Below are 17,126 nucleotides of genomic sequence, written 5' to 3'. Positions count from 1 at the left end.
GCCCGGTCGGCTGGGCCTTCCCAAGGCCTCGTCCCTCGCAACGCCGAGCTTGACATAATCGCGTTAGAATACCGTCGCCCCGTCTGCCGGGGCGACGGTTCTTGTTTTGCGACGCGGCCTGCGCGGCCGCTGGCTGGGGAGATAGGTCTGCGGTGGATCTGGTGCATGCGCTCAAGGAGTACCTCAACTACGTCTCGGTCGAGCGTGGGTGCTCGAGAAACACCGTGCTTGCCTATGGGCGCGACCTGCGAAGCTACGTCCTCGGGCTCAGGGACGAGGGCATCACGCTGCCCGACCAGGTGACGCGTGACCGCATCGAGGGCCACGTGAGCCACCTTCGCGCGAGCGGGCTCTCCATCGCGAGTGTCGAGCGCGCCATCTCCGCCATCAAGGGATTCCACCGCTTCATGGTGGCCGAGCGCATCACCACGGCGCACCCCGCGGCCGACCTGCCGCTTCCCAAGAAGCCCTCGCGCCTGCCGGACGTCATCGGCCGCGAGCAGGCGGCGGCCCTCCTCGACCAGCCCTTTCCCAAGACCCCCGCGGGCCAGCGCGACCACGCGATCCTCGAGGTGCTCTACGGCTGCGGCCTGCGCGTCTCCGAGCTCTGCGGGCTGGACCTTCGCCGTGTCATGCTCGACGAGCAGGTTCTGCGCGTGGTGGGCAAGGGCGACAAGGAGCGGGTGGTGCCCATCGTGGGTACGGCCGCTGCCACGTTGGCCGACTATCTGGAGAACTGGCGGTCGGGTCTTGTGAGCCCACTCGTCTCGAATTCGGCGGTGTTTCTCAACAACCGCGGGCGTCGCCTGTCGCGTCAGAGCGTGCACACGCTCGTGGCGAAGGCTGGCGCGGTGGTGGGCATCGACGGGCTGCACCCGCATACGCTGCGTCACAGCTTCGCGACGCACATGCTGGAGGGCGGCGCCGACCTGCGCATCGTGCAGGAGCTGTTGGGCCACGCCGACATCTCCACGACGCAGCTCTACACGCACCTCGACCGCTCGCACCTGCGCGAGGTCTACCTCGAGGCGCACCCCCGCGCGCACTCGTAGCCGCGCGGGCGCATGCCGGCGTCGCGCTTCCCGTCACCAGCGGTGGCCACAGGTGCATCTACCAGCGACAATGCAGGACACGACAGCCGTGAGCTGCGCCTTCACAGGTTCGACAAAAGCTTGAGGGTTGGTCGAGACTTTTTAGAGGCCTTAACTGATGCTAACCTGGCCGCTCCTCTCAGCCCCTGCCCCAACGTTGTGTGGCACAAACGGATGTTCCCACAAGCTCTGGGGACACCTGCCTCCCGCCCAGTCGCTGCTGAGTGCCGCTGAGGGGAAGCTAGGGGCAAATAGTCGGATTTAGGGTTGCTCAGTCACACCCAGGGCCCTAATATTCTTGTACGCGGAAGCGGAGGTTGGCGTCCGTTCGCGCGACCGGGAGGTCACGGGCGCGACGGCCGAGAGGCCACGCGTCGGCGACCAGACGTCGCAACGGATGCCCTACCAACCGTGGAGGCGCCGCGCACCAGCGGGGAAGGCCAGACCGGGACGCCGGTCGCGACCGTTCGCGAGAGGGAGTGAACAGATGTACCTGACGGGCTCCAAGACCGTTTCCATGGACGCCCAGGGGCGCATCACCCTTCCTGCGGACTATCGCGACGACTTCAAGCAGGCCGGCAACAAGGTCTGCCTCATCCTCGTCAAGGGCGCGCTGTGGGGCTTCACCCCCGAGGGGCACGAGGAGTGGGTCAAGAGCTGCTTTCCCAACGGCTTCAACCCGCTGAGCAAGAGGGACAAGGCACTGCGCCTGGCGCTCAACGCCAAGACGGTCACGGTCGACATCGACAAGGCCGGCCGCGTGGCGCTTGGCAAGATGCCCGAGTCCGACCTTGCGAAGGCCAACCTCGGCCGCGAGGTCGTCGTCGTGGGCGACGCGGACCACTTTGCCGTGTGGAACGCGGAGAAGTGGGCCGAGAAGCAGGCAGAGCTCGAGGTTGACCTCGACGCGCTGCTCGACGGCGAGGACTAGCGAGGGGTGAGGCGTTTGACAGACGAATATCGGCACGTACCCGTGATGCTCGCGGAGGTCCTGCAGGAGCTCGACCCCCAGTCGGGAGACGTCGTCTGCGACTGCACCCTGGGAGGGGCCGGTCACACGGTCGAGCTCGCCAAGCGGGTGGCCCCCACGGGCCTCTCCATCGGCATCGACCAGGACGACATGGCGCTTGCCGCCGCCACCGAGCGCTTCGAGCGCGAGGTCCCAGACGGCCGGCACCTGTTCATCAAGGGCAACTTCGGCGACCTGGACAACCTCCTCGTCAAGGCCGAGGTGCCCGGCGTGGACTGCTTCCTGTTCGACCTCGGCGTCTCGTCACCGCAGCTTGACATCCCCGAGAGGGGCTTCTCGTATAACGAGGACGCGCCCCTCGACATGAGAATGGATCCGGGAACACACACCCAAACCGCAGCAGAGGTCATCAACACCTACACCGAAGCCGACCTCGCCCGGATCCTATCCGTCTACGGTGACGAGCGCTTCGCCCGTCGCATTGCCGCCGAGGTGTGCCGCCGTCGCGAGAAGGCGCCCATCGAGACGACCTTCGAGCTGGTGGACGCCGTCAAGGCGGCCATTCCGGCGGCCGCCCGCCGCCACGGCGGGCACCCGGCGCGCAAGACCTTCCAGGCCCTGCGCATCGAGGTGAACCACGAGCTTGATGTGCTCGAGCGGGGGCTCGAGGCGGCCGTTCGCTGGGCCAACCCCGGCGGGCGCATCGCCGTCATCAGCTACCACTCGCTCGAGGACCGCATCGTGAAGCACCTCTTCGGGAAGCTGTCACAGGGCTGCACCTGCCCGCCGGACCTCCCGGTGTGCGTGTGCGGACACGTGCCGATCATCCGCGTCAGGACCAAGAGGCCACTCGAGGCCGGCGCGGAGGAGCTCGGGCGCAACCCGCGCGCCCGCAGCGCCAAGACGCGTGTCGCCGTCAAGCTCGACGCGTGAGAACCCGGGCGGAACCCGCCCACCAAAGTGGCATCGCCGGCCGCAAGGCCGTCAATGCATAGCACGCACCAGACACGAGGCACCATCGCACCACACTCACGCCACCAACGCACGCAAACGCAGCTCAAACGAACCACCACCGCAACAGGAACGAGACGTGTCAGCCCCAGGCCGCGCGACGAGCGCGGCCGGGTCCGGCGCGCGCCACCAACGACTCAGCTCAGGGATGATCAATGATGTACACGGGTTCCGAGGCATATCGCCTCGACGCCTCCGAGGGGGCGCTCAACCAGCGGCGCGCCCGACCCTCGTTCGAGGTTGTCGAGGGCGCGGGCCTCGATGCCCAGGTCCGTCGCGGGGTCTCGGCGAGCTTCCTCGCCCGCATCCGCATCGCGGCGGTCGTCGCCGTCATCCTTGCCGTCATCGGCCTCGCCCGCGTGGGCGTGTTCGCCGCGACCGTCTCGGTGCTCTCCGAGAACACCACGATGCGCAGCGACCTCAAGGAGGCCCGCTCCACCGAGGATGAGCTCAAGATCGAGCGTTCCGTGCTCTCGAGTAGCTCGCGCATCGACCGCATCGCCACGCAGAACTATGGCATGGTCCGCGCCGACTCCACCGAGCAGATGAGCGCCTGCTCCGCGGCCGCTGCCGCGTCCGACTCGAGCGCGTCCGACGAGGGCTCCGACCAGGCCGCCTCTGACCAGGCCACCTCCGGCGACTCGTCGAGCGACGCCTCCGACCAGGCCGCCTCCTCCGACCAGTCCGCCGCCGCGAGTGACGCCTCCGGCCAGGCCCAGACCTCCGGCGACAAGATCGACGAGGGCGCCCTCACCCAGGGCGACGGCTCCACCGCCGGTGCCAATGCGGTTGACGTGGACTCCCTGCTCTAGCGCCTTGCGCGACCGCGAGCGCGAGTAGACTGGGTAGCCATGAGTTCCCGAGACAGAAGACAGAGCACAGCTGACAGGGGTGCGCGTCGCCGGCGTGGCACCTCGTCATATGACGAGGCCCTGCGCGGCCAGGAGCGCGAGCGCCACCGCCGGGGCGGCCGCACAGCCCCCAAGAGCCGCCTTCCGCTCCCCCCGCTCGTGTGCGTGCTCTTTGCCCTCGTGGTCGGCAGGCTCGTGTGGCTGCAGGTCATCGACGCGCAGAGCCTCTCGGACAAGGCGCAGTCGGTCGCCACGAGCTCGGTGACGCTCACGGCCAAGCGCGGCACCATCTACGACCGCAACGGCAACGTGCTGGCCACGAGCGTGGAGTGCCGCACCCTCTACTGCAACCCCAAGGCCATCACCGACAAGAACGCCGTCGCGGCCGTCCTGGCCGACAAGCTGGGCGGCAGCGCGAGCGACTACCTCGAGACGCTCTCGCAGACCACCACCTTCGCCTACCTCAAGCGCCAGGTCGACACCGACGTGGCCACGTCGGTCACCTCCGAGCTGGCCCAAAAGAAGATCGAGGGTGTCTACACCCTGCCTGACGTCAAGCGCGTCTACCCCTATGGCGCGGTCGGCGGCCAGGTGCTCGGGTTCCTCGGCACGGACGGCCACGGCCTCTCGGGCCTGGAGCTTCAGTACGACAGCGAGCTCTCCGGCACCGACGGCGAGATGGTCATGGAGCGCGGCCTCGACGGCACGCCCGTGGCCGGCGGCGCGTCCCAGATCCAGGAGGCCAAGGACGGCACCGACATCGTGAGCTCGCTCGACATCAACGTGCAGCAGGTGGCCGAGGAGCAGCTCACGGCCGCCGTGGCCGACGCCAAGGCCGTCTCGGGCAACGTCATGGTGACCGACCCCGCCACCGGCGAGGTCATCGCCGCCTGCTCGCTGCCGCTCTTCGACCCCACCGACACCTCAGCGCTCACCAACGACGCGCTCAAGCTCACGAGCGTCTCTGACTCCTACGAGCCGGGCTCCACGTTCAAGATCTTGACCATGGCCATCGGCTACGACACCGGCACCATCACCAGGAACTCGACCTTCACCGTGCCGGCCAAGGTCAAGGTGGGCGACGACATGGTCTCCGACGACGACGGCCGCGACACCACCATGGACATGACCCCCACCGAGATCATGCGCCGCTCGTCCAACGCGGGCGCGGCCACGGTGGGCATGACCATCGGCGCCGACAAGTTCGCGGCCGGGCTCGAGAAGCTCGGCATCGGCTCCACCACGGGTATCGACTTCCCGGGCGAGGCGCCGGGCATCGTGACGCCGCGCGACCAGTACACCGGCGCGAGTGTGGGTTCGATGTCGTTCGGCCAGGGCATCGCCTTCCCGAGCGTGCAACTCGTGCGCGCGGTGGGGGCCGTTGCCAACGGCGGCGTGCTCACCACGCCGCACTTCCTCGTGCAGAAGGGCGCCGAGAAGGAGGACTGGGGCGAGGGCTCCCAGGCCATCTCGGCAGAGGCGGCCGCCGCCGTCACCGACGACATGCGCGTCGTGGTCCAGGACGGCACGGGCAAGAAGGCCAAGGTGGATGGCTACGACATCGTGGGCAAGACCGGCACGGGCGAGCAGGCCTCCACGACCGGCGGCTACCAGGAGAACCACTTCCTGAGCTCGTTCGTGGGATTCAACGCCGGAAGCGACCAGAAGGTGCTCTGCTACGTGGGCATCTACGGCACGGCGCAGCACGGAAGCACCGCGGCCGCCCCGGTCTTCTCGGCTATCATGGGTGAGGCACTTACGGACCTCGGCGTGCAGCCCACCTCGTAGCGGGCCGCGCCAGAAGGAGCTGTCGCATGATCTGTTGTTCTGTCTCAGACATCGTCGCGGCCACCGGCTGCGCGCTCGTCTCGGGCTCCGGTGACACGCGCGTCTCGGGCGTCGCGATCGACTCGAGGAAGGTCGCCCGAGGCGGGCTCTTCGTCGCCTTCGGCGGCGAGCGCGTCGACGGCAACGACTTCGCGCCCAAGGCGCTCGAGGCGGGCGCGGCGGCCGTCGTGCTCACGCGCGAGCCAGGCGAGGCCCTGCTCTCCCAGGCCGCCCAGGCCGGCGCCGCCGTACTTCGCGCCGACGCCGACGACGCCGGCGAGCTCATGCTGCGCCTCGCTGCGTGGTGGCGCGCGCGGCAGGACTGGTGCGTCGTGGGCGTGACGGGTTCGGTGGGCAAGACCACCACCAAGGACATGCTCAAGGCAGCCCTCGCCACCCGCTTCAAGGTCCACGCCACGGCCGGCAACTACAACAACCTCATCGGCGTGCCCATCACGCTGCTCGAGGCTCCCGCTGACGCACAGGTGCTCGTGGTGGAGATGGGCATGAACCATCCCCACGAGATCGAGCGGCTCGCCGAGGTGGCGCGTCCGCGCGTGGCCGTCACCACCAACGTGGGCACGAGCCACATCGGGCTCCTCGGCTCGCGCGAGAACATCGCCCGCGCCAAGGGCGAGATCGTGGCGCCGCTCGCGCAGGCGCCCGAGAGCTCCGTGGCGCCCGAGCCGCGCCTGTTCCTCACGGCCGGCAACGACTTCACGCCCTTCATTGAGCGCGAGTTCGCCAAGCCCGCCGGCGTGCCGGTCACGCTCGTGGGCGCGGGGGAGGGCAGCTCGCTTGCGGCCGAGGGCGTCGAGCTCGACGACGAGGCGCGCCCGAGCTTCTGGGTGCGCGTACTCGGCGACCTGGGCCAGGCGTTCGCGGGCGACGAGTTCCGCGAGACGCTCTCGCTCACGGGCACCCAGGTGGTGCCTGATTTCCTGCTCGCCCTCGCCGTGGCCCTGCACCTGGGTGCCTCGAAGGACGACTGCGCCCGCGCCCTCGCGGCGCTCGCACCCACGCATATGCGCACCGAGGTGGTGCGCGCGGCCTGCGGCTGCCGTGTCATCGACGACTCCTACAACGCGAGCCCCGACTCCACGGCCGCCGCGCTCGATGCGCTCTCGGAGATGGGCCTCGCCGAGGGCGGGCGCCGCATCGCCGTGCTCGGCGAAATCGGCGAGCTGGGAGACGAGCAGGACCGCCTCCACGAGCTCGTGGGCGCCTACGCGGCCGCCAAGCCGCTCGACATGCTCGTGATCGTGGGCACCGAGCGCGCCGCCCACATCGAGCGCGCGGCCCGGCTCATGGGCTTCTCCGAGGACAAGATCGTGCACGTGGCCGACGTCGACGCGCTCACGGACGTGCTCGCGCCCGTGCTCGCCCCCGACGACCTCGTGCTCGTCAAGGCGTCGCGCGCCGCGGAGCTCGACCGATTCGTGAAGGCGGTGAGGGGCTAGCATGCTGACCCAGCTGCTCGCGGTGGGCCGTTACCCCACCTACCAGGTGTTCGTTGCCGTGTTCGTGGCCGGCATCATCACGGCCATCTTCCTGAACCCGTTCATCAAGCTCATGCGCAAGGACGGCATCGGCCAGCAGGTGCGCGCCGACGGCCCCCAGACGCACCTCGTGAAGCAGGGCACGCCCACCATGGGCGGCGTCGTGATGCTGCTCGGCGCGCTCGCCACCTGCGTCCTGTTCGCCAACTGGACGCCCGACCTCATCCTCTGCGTCTGCGCCACCGTGGCCACGGGCCTCCTGGGCCTGCTCGACGACGTGGAGAGCGTGAGCCACGGCCGCTCGCTCGGCCTCACGCCCTCGCAGAAGATGGTGGGCCTCATCGCCATCTCTGTGGCGTTCTGCCTGCTCGCGGTGAACTGGGTGGGCATCCTGCCCGTCATCCGCTTCCCGGGTGGCCTCACGGTCGACCTCGGGGTGCTCACCACCACGATCGCGGGCGTGCAGGTGCCCTGGCTCTACATCTTCTTCGTGTTCCTGCTGCTCGCGGGCCTCTCCAACGCCGTCAACCTCACCGACGGCCTCGACGGCCTCTCGAGCGGTACGGTGCTCGTGGTGATGCTCGCCATGGCGATGGTGGCCTTCAGCTACGACGAGATCAACCTCGCGGTCTTTGCCGGCGCGTGCGGTGGTGCCTGCATCGGGTTCCTCTGGCACAACTGCTATCCGGCGTCGATCTTCATGGGAGACACCGGCTCGCTTGCGCTCGGCGCCGGCTTCGCGGCCCTGGCCGTGCTCACCAAGACCGAGGTGACGTCGCTCGTCATGGGCGGCATCTTCATCGTCGAGGCGGTCTCGGTGATCCTCCAGGTGCTGAGCTTCCACTTCACGGGCAAGCGCATCTTCCTCATGGCGCCCCTGCACCACCACTTCGAGAAGAAGGGCTGGAGCGAGACGAAGGTCGTCATCAGGTTCTGGATCGTGAGCGCCATGTTCGCCGCCATCGGCTTCGCGCTCTACTTCCAGCTGAGGTAGCAGACGGATTCGCGGCGCGCCGGCAGGTTGGCGCCGCCAAGGGGGGACGGCAATGGGTGAGACAGAGCGTCGGGACTACGGCGACGTGCTCGTGCTGGGCCTGGGCAAGACGGGCCAGGCCGTGGCGGAGTACCTCCTGAGCGACGCCTGCGCGGGTCGCGTGGGCTCGGTCACGGTCTATGGCGGCGCCTCGAGCAAGCCGGGCGAGGCCGTGTCCGCGCTCGAGCGGGCCGGCGCGCACGTGGTGCTGGGCACCGAGGACGTCGAGGGGCACTTCGACACCTGCATCTCGAGCCCGGGCATCTCCGAGTTCTCCGACTTCTACAAGGCCGCCGCGGCTGCGAGCGACGTCATCTTCGGTGAGCCCGAGCTGGCGTGGCGCGAGAGCCCCGAGCGCTGGGTGGGCATCACGGGCACCAACGGCAAGACCACCACAACCACCCTCACGCGCGACCTGTTGCGCGCGGGCGGCTACGCGGCCGAGGCCGTGGGCAACATCGGGCGCATGGCCATCGGCGAGGTGGCGCGGCGCCGCGCGGGCGAGTGGCTCGTGGCCGAGCTCTCGAGCTTCCAGCTGGCCGGCTCGCGCAGGCTGCATCCGCGTGTGGCGGTGCTGCTCAACGTCACGCCCGACCATCTGGCCTGGCACAAGACGATGGAGAACTACGCCGCCGCCAAGGAGCGGATCTTCGCCAACCTGGACGCAGGCGACCTCGCCGTCGTCTCTGACGGCGACGCCTATTGCCGCGCCATCGCGGACAGGCTCGAGGCGCGCGGGCTTCGCGTGTGCCGCTTGCTTGCCCCGGGCGAGGGCCCCGCGGCCGACGCCGCCTGCGCGGCCTGGGAGGCCGAGGGCGGCAGGCTCGTCGTGCGCCTCGACGGCACCGACGTCGAGCTCCTCGCCAAGGACGAGCTCGAGATCAAGGGCGAGCACAACGTGGAGAACGCGCTCGCGGCCTCTGCCGCCGCACTTGCCTGCGGCGTCGACGCGGCGCGCGTGCGCGAGGGGCTTCGCGCCTTCCGCCCGCTCGAGCACCGCATCGAGCCGTGCGGCGAGGCGGCGGGCGTGCGCTTCGTGGACGACTCCAAGGCCACCAACACCGACGCCGTCTCCAAGGCGCTCACGGCGTTTGCCCCGGGCAGCGTCGTGATCCTGCTCGGTGGCCACGACAAGGGCACCGACCTCGGTCCCATGGCGGCCGACGTGGCGCGCGACGCTCGCGTGGCCGTGTGCTTCGGCGAGGCTGGTCCCCGCATCGCGGCGGCCCTTCGCGAGCAGGGCGGCACGCTCGAGGTCCTCGAGGCGATGCACCTTGAGCAGGCGCTCGACGCAGGCATCGCGGCGGCCCGCCCGGGCAACGTCGTGCTGCTCTCGCCCGCGTGCTCGTCGTTCGACGAGTTCGGCGGCTTCGAGGAGCGCGGCGAGGTCTTCAAGCGCCTCGTCGCCGACCGTATCGCCAAGGCGGCCCGTTCGTGACGGCCCGCTCGGCCATGGCGGTGACGGACGGCATGGGCGGCGGCATCGGGAGGCTTCGCGGGCGCGCGTCTGCCTCCGACGGCGCGCCCGGCCGCGGCTCGGTGCTGGGCGTGCCGGCGCGCATCATGACGCCCCGGCTCGTGCTCATCGCCTCCACGCTCATACTCGTGTGCCTCGGCGTCGTCATGATCTTCTCGGCCTCATCGGTCGAGGCCATCTCCGAGATGGGCGATGCCGCCTACTACGTCAAGCGCCAGGTGGGCTTCGTGGGCGTGGGACTCGTGCTTGCCCTCATGTGCGCCAAGGTCGACTACCACCGGCTTGTGGGCGGTCTCTTCGCTCCGGTGTGGGCGTTCACCATCCTGTTGCTGCTTGCCGTCCTCTTTCTGGGCGACGAGACCAACGGGGCCACGCGCTGGGTGATGATTGGCCCCTTTAGACTGCAGCCCTCCGAGTTCGCGAAGGTCACACTCGCGCTGGCCGCCGCAAAGGTGGCCGACGAGCACTTCGCCGAGCAGTCCACCGACGACGTGACGGCCGTCCTGCGCGCGGTCGTCTTCCTGGGCATCCCCTTGGGACTCATCTTCATCCAGCCCGACAAGGGCACGACGGGTATCATCTTCGTGATGGTGCTTGCGGTGGTTGCCGCGGCGGGGGTCGACATGAAGCCGCTCATGAAGCTCGCCCTGCTCGCCCTCGTTGTTGGCCTCATCATCTCGCTCACCGACGAGTATTCGCGCCAGCGCATCCTCACGGTGCTTGACCCTTGGGCCGACCAGTATAAAAACGGCTACCAGCTCACGCGCGGCTTCATGGCGTTCGGCTCGGGCGGGCTTCTCGGCAAGGGCCTCGGCATGAGCCGCATGAAGTACTCCTACCTGCCCGAGGCGCACAACGACTTCATCTTCGCCATAGTCGGCGAGGAGCTGGGGCTTGTGGGGACGCTCACCGTGGTGGCGCTCTTCGCCGTGTTCGTGTGGGCGGTGCTGCAGGTGGCGAGAAACGCCTCCGACTTCTCGGGCAGGGCCGTGGCAGTGGCCGTGGCCACGCTCGTCGCCACACAGTTCTTCCTGAACGCGATGGGCGTGCTGGGGCTCTTCGCACTGTCGGGCAAGCCCATGCCGTTTCTCTCCTACGGCGGCTCGTCGATCATGAGCTGCCTCATGCTCGTGGGCCTTGCGGTGAACGTGTCGCTCAACTCGAGCCTTCCCGAGACGGTTCACGACGCACGCCGCCGCGCCATGACGCTTGCCGACGAGGAGGACACGGGCGTGGGCGAGCCGCACGTGCACGCGGGCACGCATGGCGCGGGCGCGCTGCCGCTCCGTGCCGCGACCATGCGCTCCGTGCCGCTCGCGAGCCCGGAGGAGGCGCGACGCGGGCTTCGCCTCGTGGACGGTGGCGTTGCGGGCGACTCCGGTCGCGGTGCATCCGGGCGGGGAGCCGCCGACGGGCACGGGCGCATCGATCTTGGGCCGAGCGCGTCTGAGCGCCTGCGGCCGAGCTCCGGCCCGACGGTGCGCTCCGGCTCCCGGTCTGCATCGTCCGGGCGAGCCAGGCGCGCGGGTGGCTCGGGTGGCTCGGGCCGGTCCGGTTCTGTGGGGTTCTCGAACGGTGGCGCCTCGTCGCGCCCGAGGAGGAGGGGCTAGCATGGCAGGTTCTCTCGAGGTGGCTGTCGCGGCCGGCGGAACGGCCGGCCACATTAACCCGGCGCTCGCGCTTGCCGAGGAGCTGCGCTCGCGCGGCCACCACGTCACGTTCTATGGCCGACCCAGCAAGCTCGAGGGCCGGCTCGTGCCGGCGGCGGGCTTCGAGCTCGTGCCCGTCGAGGTCACGGGCTTCGACCGCTCGCGTCCCTGGACGGCCGTGACCTCAATCGCGCGCGTGGCCGCGGCCGAGCGCGCGCTGGGCCGTCGCTTCAAGGCCGAGGGCGCCCCCGACGTGGCCATCGGCTTTGGTGCCTACGTCGAGGTGCCGCTGCTCCAGTGGTGCAAGTCGCACGGCGTGCCCTACCTCCTGCACGAGCAGAACTCCGTGCCGGGCCTCGCCAACAAGATGATGGCCGACCACGCCGCGTGCGTCTGCATCTCGGTGCCCGCCGCCGAGCGCGCCTTCGAGCGCAAAGGCGGTTCCACCGGGCACGTGGTCCTCACCGGGAACCCCGTGCGCGCGAGTGTCATCAATGCGAGCGGTGAGGCTGGGCGCGAGTCGCTCGGCATCCCGGCCGACGCCACGATGCTGCTCGTGTTCGGCGGCTCGCTCGGCGCCAAGACCATCAACGAGGGCATGGCTGAGCTCAAGGGTCGCCTCCTTGGCATCGACGGGCTTTACGTGGTGCACTCCACCGGCAAGGACGGCTTTGACGCCACGGTCGACGCGCTGGCCCTCACGCCCGAGGAGCAGAAGCGTTGGCGCGTGATGCCCTACATCGACAACATGGGAGACGTGCTCGCCGCGACCGACCTCGTGCTCTCGCGCGCCGGCGCCTCGAGCATCGCCGAGATCACGGCGCTTGGGGTGCCCTCCGTGCTCGTGCCGTACCCCTTCGCGACGGCCGACCACCAGACCACCAACGCCCGCTACCTCACGGACGCCGGCGCCGCCGTGCTGTTCAAGGACGACGAGGTCAAGGGCGAGCGGTTCGCCGACGAGCTCGTGGGCCTTCTCGAGGAGCCCGGGCGCAGGACCGCCATGCGCGCCGCTGCCGCGGGCCTCGCCCAGGACAAGGCCGCCGCAAAGCTTGCCGACCAGATCGAGGCTGTCGTCCGGTAGCCCCCCGGTCCGAGCCGCCGTCCCAGAGCATTGATTCGGGCTGCCAGTCCGAGCCGCCGTCCCAAGCTGCTGGTCCGGGCCTCCGGTCCAAAAACGCTCCACTCGCAACCCAGGAATTCGCGAGCGTAGCAGTTTCGGACACACGGCCCCACAAAACCCCAGTTGGCGGAGAGTCGCGTGTCCAAAAACGCTACAGTCGCCGGTTGAGAACTCGCGAACGTAGCAGTTTCGGACAGGAGGTCTCGTAAAACCCCAGCTGGCGGAGAGTCGCGTGTCCAAAAATGCTACGCTCGCGGAATGGCTAGCTGCTCGGGACTACGCCGATGGCCCGTTCGTACCCTGGGGATACACGCCGTAGGCGGCGAGCCTTCTCTTGATGAGGTCCTTGTCGTAGACGTCCTTGCCCGAGATGCGCACGACGGGAATGCCGTGCGCCGTGACCCTCGCCTCCCGCTGGCGCTCGCGCATCATCATCTCGACGCTGTCGATGCCCTCGGCCTCGGCCAGCCGCTCGTACTTGACGCGCCCGTCGACCTCAAGCGCCACCAGCCTGCCGGCGGAGTCCCTGAGCACGATGTCGAGGCGGTGCGTCCTGCCCGGTGCCTCGAGGTCCTCGACGACAAGCTGCAGGTTATAGATCTCGTAGCCAAGCTCTATGAGGGTGCCCCGCGCGGCCGACTCGCCGCCGCTCTCCGCCCTGGGGTCCGCGAGCGCCACGACGCGCCGTGAGCGGGCCACGCCCCTCGAGCCGGGACGGCCCGCGAGGTGCACCTCCAGCTGCTCCCTCGTCACGATGCCCGACCTGAGCGCGGAGTCCGCGATTGCCAGGGCGTCGGGGAGCGGGTAGGCGGCGGCGCAGTCGCAGACGGTGCGCACGGGAGACGTCGCCTGCACGCCGTCGAAGACGTCCCACTCCAGGGCATCGCAGCGATGGTGGACGAGCCCCGGCCCGGGCCTGCCGCCGCCGCGAGAGTGCGTGACGAAGTGGATGGGGCTCGCGATGCGGTAGGGGACGCCCATGCCGTGGACGAGCGCGGCGCTCGCGTGCGAGATGACCCAGCTCCTATGCCGAAGCGACAGCGTGCGGGCCATGTGGAGGGCCCTCTCGCATGGGTCGAGCTGCTCCCAGTACCCCGTTCGCGAGAACATGCCGCGTCGCACGCACGTGATGGCGCCCGCCTGGACGCCCCGTCTCAGGAGGCGGGACTCGCCGGGGGAGGTGGCGACGAGGCAGAGGTGACGTCGCTCTGCCACGTCCAGGTGCCTGTCGGCTGCGTGGGCGTGGCTTGCCTGCCGCGCGGCCGTCTGCGTGGTCGGGCCAGGCTGGGGCCGCTGCGAACCTGCTGCGCTTGAGGGCTTCTCGGGCATGGTGGCTCCCTGGTTTGTCGCGCATGCGAGCGGCGAGACGGACGACGGGTTCGTGCGGGCGCGTGCCGCGGAGGCGGCGGGAGCTCCCATTCTTCCAGAGTCTGCCCGCGCGGCTGCGATGCCTGCCGCGAACGGTTCCTCGAAGGGGGTGGACGCGCGGGCCTCCGTGCCTTCCGGTCGCATCGAAGACGGTTCGGGCGCAAGTCAGGCCGCTGGTCTCGGACCCACGAACGTAGCGATTTCGGACACACGGCCCCACAAAACCCCAGTTGGCGAAAGCCCGGGTGTCCGAAAACGCTCCACTCGGCAGATGAAGACCCGCGAACGTAGCAGTTTCAGACAAGGGACCCCGTAAAACCGCAGGTCGCGAGAAACTTGCTGTCCGAAAACGCTCCACTCGGCAGATTCGGGGCCGGCGCCGCGCGGGGCCACGGGCCGGCGGGTGCCCGCCTGCGCCCGCCTGCCCCCGCCTGCACCCGCCTGCGCCCGCCACCCATGTCGCGGATTGAAACTTTGTGAGGGCCTGCCGCGCCCGGACGTGTTGGGATACAGTAAGGGGTCGTCTGTGCGGGCGTGCCGCGCGGTCGGATCGCATGCTGGGGCGCCCCTCGTGCCCGCTTCCGCCGCGCCAAGCCCGCCAAAGCCAACATATGAAGGGGAGCCAGAGCACATGGCCACCACATCCCAGAAGCTGCCGTTCAGTCGCGTCCACATCATCGGCATCGGCGGTGCCGGCATGAGCGGCATCGCCCTCGTCCTGCACGAGCGGGGTTGCACCGTCACCGGCAGCGACCTCAAGAGCTCCCGCTACGTCCGCGAGCTCGAGGCGGCCGGCATCGAGGTTCACGTGGGCCACGACGCCGCCACCATCGACAAGGCCAAGCCCGACGTCGTGGTCGTCTCCACGGCCATCCCCGAGACCAACCCCGAGGTCGTCCGCGCCCGCGAGCTGGGCATCGAGGTATGGCCGCGCGCCAAGATGCTCCCGGCGCTCTCGATCGGCCACACCACCGTGGCCGTCTCGGGCACCCACGGCAAGACCACCACGTCGTCGATGGTGGCCACCATGCTCGACCGCATGGGCCTCGACCCGTCGTTCCTCATCGGCGGCTTCGTCGAGGGCTACGACACCAACGGTCGCTCGGGCAAGGGCCCCTACTACGTGGCCGAGGCCGACGAATCCGACGGGTCGTTCCTCTACTTCGACCCCTCCGTGGTCGTGGTCACCAACATCGAGGCCGACCACCTCGACCACTACGGCTCGATCGAGAACCTCGAGAGGACCTTCTGCCAGTTCATGGACACGGTGGGCGAGGACGGCACGGTCGTGGCCTGCGGCGAGTCCGAGCGCGTTCTCAGGGTCGCGCGCTCCTGCGGCCGCCACGTGGTGACCTACGGCTTTGCCGGCGACGGCGAGTTCGACTACACCTGCACGCCCGAGCCCGCGCACCACACGATCGAGAGCCACCTCACGGTCACCACGCCCAAGGGCCAGCAGGTCAAGGTCACCATCAAGGCCAACCCCGGCCGCCACAACATGCTCAACGCCACGGCCGCCATCGCCGCCGCCGACTCGCTCGGCCTCGACGTTGAGAAGGCCGCCGAGGCCCTCTCGACCTTTCAGGGCGTCAAGCGCCGCTTCACCCACGTCGCCGACGTCGACGGCATCACCGTCGTGGACGACTACGGCCACCACCCCACGGAGGTCGCCGCGACCCTCTCGGCCGCCCATGACCTCAGCTACGACCGCGTCGTCGTGGTGTTCCAGCCGCACCGCTACACCCGCACCGCCGCGCTGGCCGAGCAGTTCGGCCGCGCCTTCGACAACGCCGACGTGCTCTACGTCATGGACGTCTTCTCCGCTGGCGAGATGCCCATCCCCGGCATCTCGGGGAAGACCATCGTGGGCGAGGTCGTCTCGGAGGGCAACGTGGGCGAGGTCCACTACCAGCCGAGCCGCCGCAAGCTCACGGCCGAGCTCGTCGAGAACGTGCGTTCCGGCGACCTGCTCATCACCATGGGCGCGGGCGACGTCACCCTCGTGGGGCCGGCCTTCGTCGAGGCCAAGCGGGAGGCGGACTCAGCCCCTTCGTCCGAGGCATAGCGCGTGAGCCTCTCGAACGCATACCTGGCCCTCTCCGGGGCCGTCGACGCCGACATCACGCGGGGCGAGCGCCTCGCGCACCGCACGAGCTACCGCATCGGCGGCCCCGCCGCCATGCTGGCCGTGTGCCACACGCCCAAGGCCCTCGCGCGCGTGATCGAGGTGCTGGGCGGCCAGGGCGTGGAGTGGGTCCTCCTCGGGAAGGGCTCCAACATGCTCGTGGCCGACGAGGGCTTCGACGGCTGCGTGGTGGTGCTCGGCCGCGACTTCTCGCGCATCGAGGTCTCGCACGACGACGCCACCATCACGGCGGGCGCGGCGGTGCCGCTCTCGCGCGTGGTGCAGGAGGCCATGCGCAACTCGCTCTCTGGCCTGGAGTTTGCCTGTGGCATCCCCGGCACGCTCGGCGGCGCCGTCTCCATGGACGCCGGCACCCGCCGCGAGTGGATCGGCCACCGTATTGGCAGCCTCGTGGTCCTGCGTCCCGGTGAGGGGCTCAGGCGCCTCTACGGCTCCGACGTGGAGTGGGGCTACCGCTGGAGCGGCCTTGGCCCTACCGACATCGTGCTCGAGGCCACGCTCGTGCTCGAGCCGGGCGAGAAGGACGTCATCGCGGCCGAGATGGAGCGCCTGCTGGCCAGGCGGCGCGCCACGCAGCCGATGGGCAAGCCCAGCTGCGGCTCGGTCTTCCGCAACCCCGTGGGCCCCAAGGGCGCGGCCAAGCTCATCGACGAGTGCGGCCTCAAGGGCTACGCGGTGGGCGGGGCGCAGGTATCGCCCGTCCACGCCAACTTCATCGTCAACAACGGGCGCGCCACGGCGGCCGACGTGCTTGCCGTCATGCGCACTATGCACAACAGGGTGAGGGAGGCCAGCGGTGTCGACCTCCAACCGGAAGTCAAGTTCCTCGGGTTCGCGTCCTAGCGCGCCGCGCGGCGGCCGAGACGGGCGCTTCGCGGCGTCGTCCAGGCCCGCGAGGCCGACCTCGTCGCGCGGCCAGGCAGGTAGCTTCTCCTCGCGCCCCTCGGCCTCGAGCGGGCGCGGCTCCTCCTCCGCCCGCCCCTTCGCGCGCCGTCGCGGCGCGGGCGTGCCGCTCGTCTCGTCTGCGCGCGGCTCCCAGGCTCCCAGGTCAGGCTCCTTCTCGCCGAGGCCCTCGGCCACG

The 17,126-nt window shown here is 69.7% G+C and carries 13 protein-coding genes; 12 read left to right on the top strand and 1 reads right to left on the bottom strand.

Annotation, left to right across the window (positions count from 1 at the left end):
- The first annotated feature begins 152 nt into the window (after positions 1–152).
- The 10 genes from EFAMC1_RS09525 to EFAMC1_RS09480 all read left to right on the top strand — a co-directional run bounded on the left by EFAMC1_RS09525 (position 153) and on the right by EFAMC1_RS09480 (position 12,492).
- Complete coding sequence (locus EFAMC1_RS09525) at positions 153–1,052, top strand: site-specific tyrosine recombinase (protein WP_154054037.1); 900 nt, start codon at positions 153–155, stop codon at positions 1,050–1,052.
- Positions 1,053–1,578: 526 nt separating this feature from the next.
- Complete coding sequence (locus tag EFAMC1_RS09520; RefSeq protein ID WP_154054036.1) at positions 1,579–2,022, top strand: division/cell wall cluster transcriptional repressor MraZ; 444 nt, start codon at positions 1,579–1,581, stop codon at positions 2,020–2,022.
- Between the two features lie 15 nt (positions 2,023–2,037).
- A complete protein-coding gene (gene rsmH / locus EFAMC1_RS09515) occupies positions 2,038–2,994 on the top strand; it encodes a 16S rRNA (cytosine(1402)-N(4))-methyltransferase RsmH (RefSeq protein ID WP_154054035.1) in 957 nt (318 codons plus the stop codon).
- Between the two features lie 233 nt (positions 2,995–3,227).
- Positions 3,228–3,884 (top strand): cell division protein FtsL, encoded by a 657-nt coding sequence (locus EFAMC1_RS09510; RefSeq protein ID WP_154054034.1) that lies wholly within the window; start codon positions 3,228–3,230, stop codon positions 3,882–3,884.
- Positions 3,885–3,923: 39 nt separating this feature from the next.
- Entirely contained in the window at positions 3,924–5,711 is a 1,788-nt protein-coding gene (locus tag EFAMC1_RS09505) for a peptidoglycan D,D-transpeptidase FtsI family protein (RefSeq protein WP_154054033.1), read from the top strand.
- Between the two features lie 26 nt (positions 5,712–5,737).
- A complete protein-coding gene (gene murF, locus EFAMC1_RS09500) occupies positions 5,738–7,210 on the top strand; it encodes a UDP-N-acetylmuramoyl-tripeptide--D-alanyl-D-alanine ligase (protein WP_154054032.1) in 1,473 nt (490 codons plus the stop codon).
- A gap of 1 nt (position 7,211) precedes the next feature.
- On the top strand, positions 7,212–8,243 hold the full coding sequence (mraY, locus tag EFAMC1_RS09495) for a phospho-N-acetylmuramoyl-pentapeptide-transferase (protein WP_154054031.1): 1,032 nt from the start codon (positions 7,212–7,214) through the stop codon (positions 8,241–8,243).
- 52 nt (positions 8,244–8,295) lie between these two features.
- Entirely contained in the window at positions 8,296–9,720 is a 1,425-nt protein-coding gene (murD, locus tag EFAMC1_RS09490) for a UDP-N-acetylmuramoyl-L-alanine--D-glutamate ligase (protein WP_154054030.1), read from the top strand.
- Positions 9,717–11,369, top strand: a complete 1,653-nt coding sequence (locus EFAMC1_RS09485) for an FtsW/RodA/SpoVE family cell cycle protein (RefSeq protein WP_154054029.1) — start codon at positions 9,717–9,719, stop codon at positions 11,367–11,369. The genes murD and EFAMC1_RS09485 overlap by 4 nt, the downstream gene beginning before the upstream one ends.
- Position 11,370: 1 nt before the next feature.
- On the top strand, positions 11,371–12,492 hold the full coding sequence (locus tag EFAMC1_RS09480; protein WP_154054028.1) for a UDP-N-acetylglucosamine--N-acetylmuramyl-(pentapeptide) pyrophosphoryl-undecaprenol N-acetylglucosamine transferase: 1,122 nt from the start codon (positions 11,371–11,373) through the stop codon (positions 12,490–12,492).
- A 315-nt stretch (positions 12,493–12,807) separates the two neighbouring features.
- Here EFAMC1_RS09480 and EFAMC1_RS09475 read toward each other — a convergent pair whose 3' ends face one another.
- Positions 12,808–13,860, bottom strand: coding sequence for a hypothetical protein (locus EFAMC1_RS09475; RefSeq protein ID WP_154054027.1), 1,053 nt, complete (start codon positions 13,858–13,860; stop codon positions 12,808–12,810).
- A 670-nt stretch (positions 13,861–14,530) separates the two neighbouring features.
- Between EFAMC1_RS09475 and murC the strand changes: the two genes are divergently transcribed.
- Both murC and murB read left to right on the top strand, forming a co-directional pair.
- Positions 14,531–15,964, top strand: coding sequence for a UDP-N-acetylmuramate--L-alanine ligase (murC, locus tag EFAMC1_RS09470; RefSeq protein WP_154054026.1), 1,434 nt, complete (start codon positions 14,531–14,533; stop codon positions 15,962–15,964).
- 3 nt (positions 15,965–15,967) lie between these two features.
- Positions 15,968–16,888: a UDP-N-acetylmuramate dehydrogenase gene (gene murB / locus EFAMC1_RS09465; protein WP_154054025.1), complete on the top strand. Its 921-nt coding sequence runs from the start codon at positions 15,968–15,970 to the stop codon at positions 16,886–16,888.
- Positions 16,889–17,126 lie beyond the last annotated feature (238 nt).

The sequence above is a fragment of the Olsenella uli genome (genome assembly GCF_901212675.1).
GTDB lineage: Bacteria > Actinomycetota > Coriobacteriia > Coriobacteriales > Atopobiaceae > Parolsenella > Parolsenella uli_B.
Note: the sequence above shows the minus strand (reverse complement) of the source record. Positions and strands in the feature narration are given on the sequence as shown.

Coding starts and splice junctions, on each gene's coding strand:
- EFAMC1_RS09520 (WP_154054036.1), top strand. CDS start 1,579: ATGTACCTGACGGGCTCCAAGACCGTTTCCATGGACGCCCAGGGGCGC.
- EFAMC1_RS09510 (WP_154054034.1), top strand. CDS start 3,228: ATGATGTACACGGGTTCCGAGGCATATCGCCTCGACGCCTCCGAGGGG.
- EFAMC1_RS09505 (WP_154054033.1), top strand. CDS start 3,924: ATGAGTTCCCGAGACAGAAGACAGAGCACAGCTGACAGGGGTGCGCGT.
- murF (WP_154054032.1), top strand. CDS start 5,738: ATGATCTGTTGTTCTGTCTCAGACATCGTCGCGGCCACCGGCTGCGCG.
- mraY (WP_154054031.1), top strand. CDS start 7,212: ATGCTGACCCAGCTGCTCGCGGTGGGCCGTTACCCCACCTACCAGGTG.
- murD (WP_154054030.1), top strand. CDS start 8,296: ATGGGTGAGACAGAGCGTCGGGACTACGGCGACGTGCTCGTGCTGGGC.
- EFAMC1_RS09480 (WP_154054028.1), top strand. CDS start 11,371: ATGGCAGGTTCTCTCGAGGTGGCTGTCGCGGCCGGCGGAACGGCCGGC.
- EFAMC1_RS09475 (WP_154054027.1), bottom strand. CDS start 13,860: ATGCCCGAGAAGCCCTCAAGCGCAGCAGGTTCGCAGCGGCCCCAGCCT.
- murC (WP_154054026.1), top strand. CDS start 14,531: ATGGCCACCACATCCCAGAAGCTGCCGTTCAGTCGCGTCCACATCATC.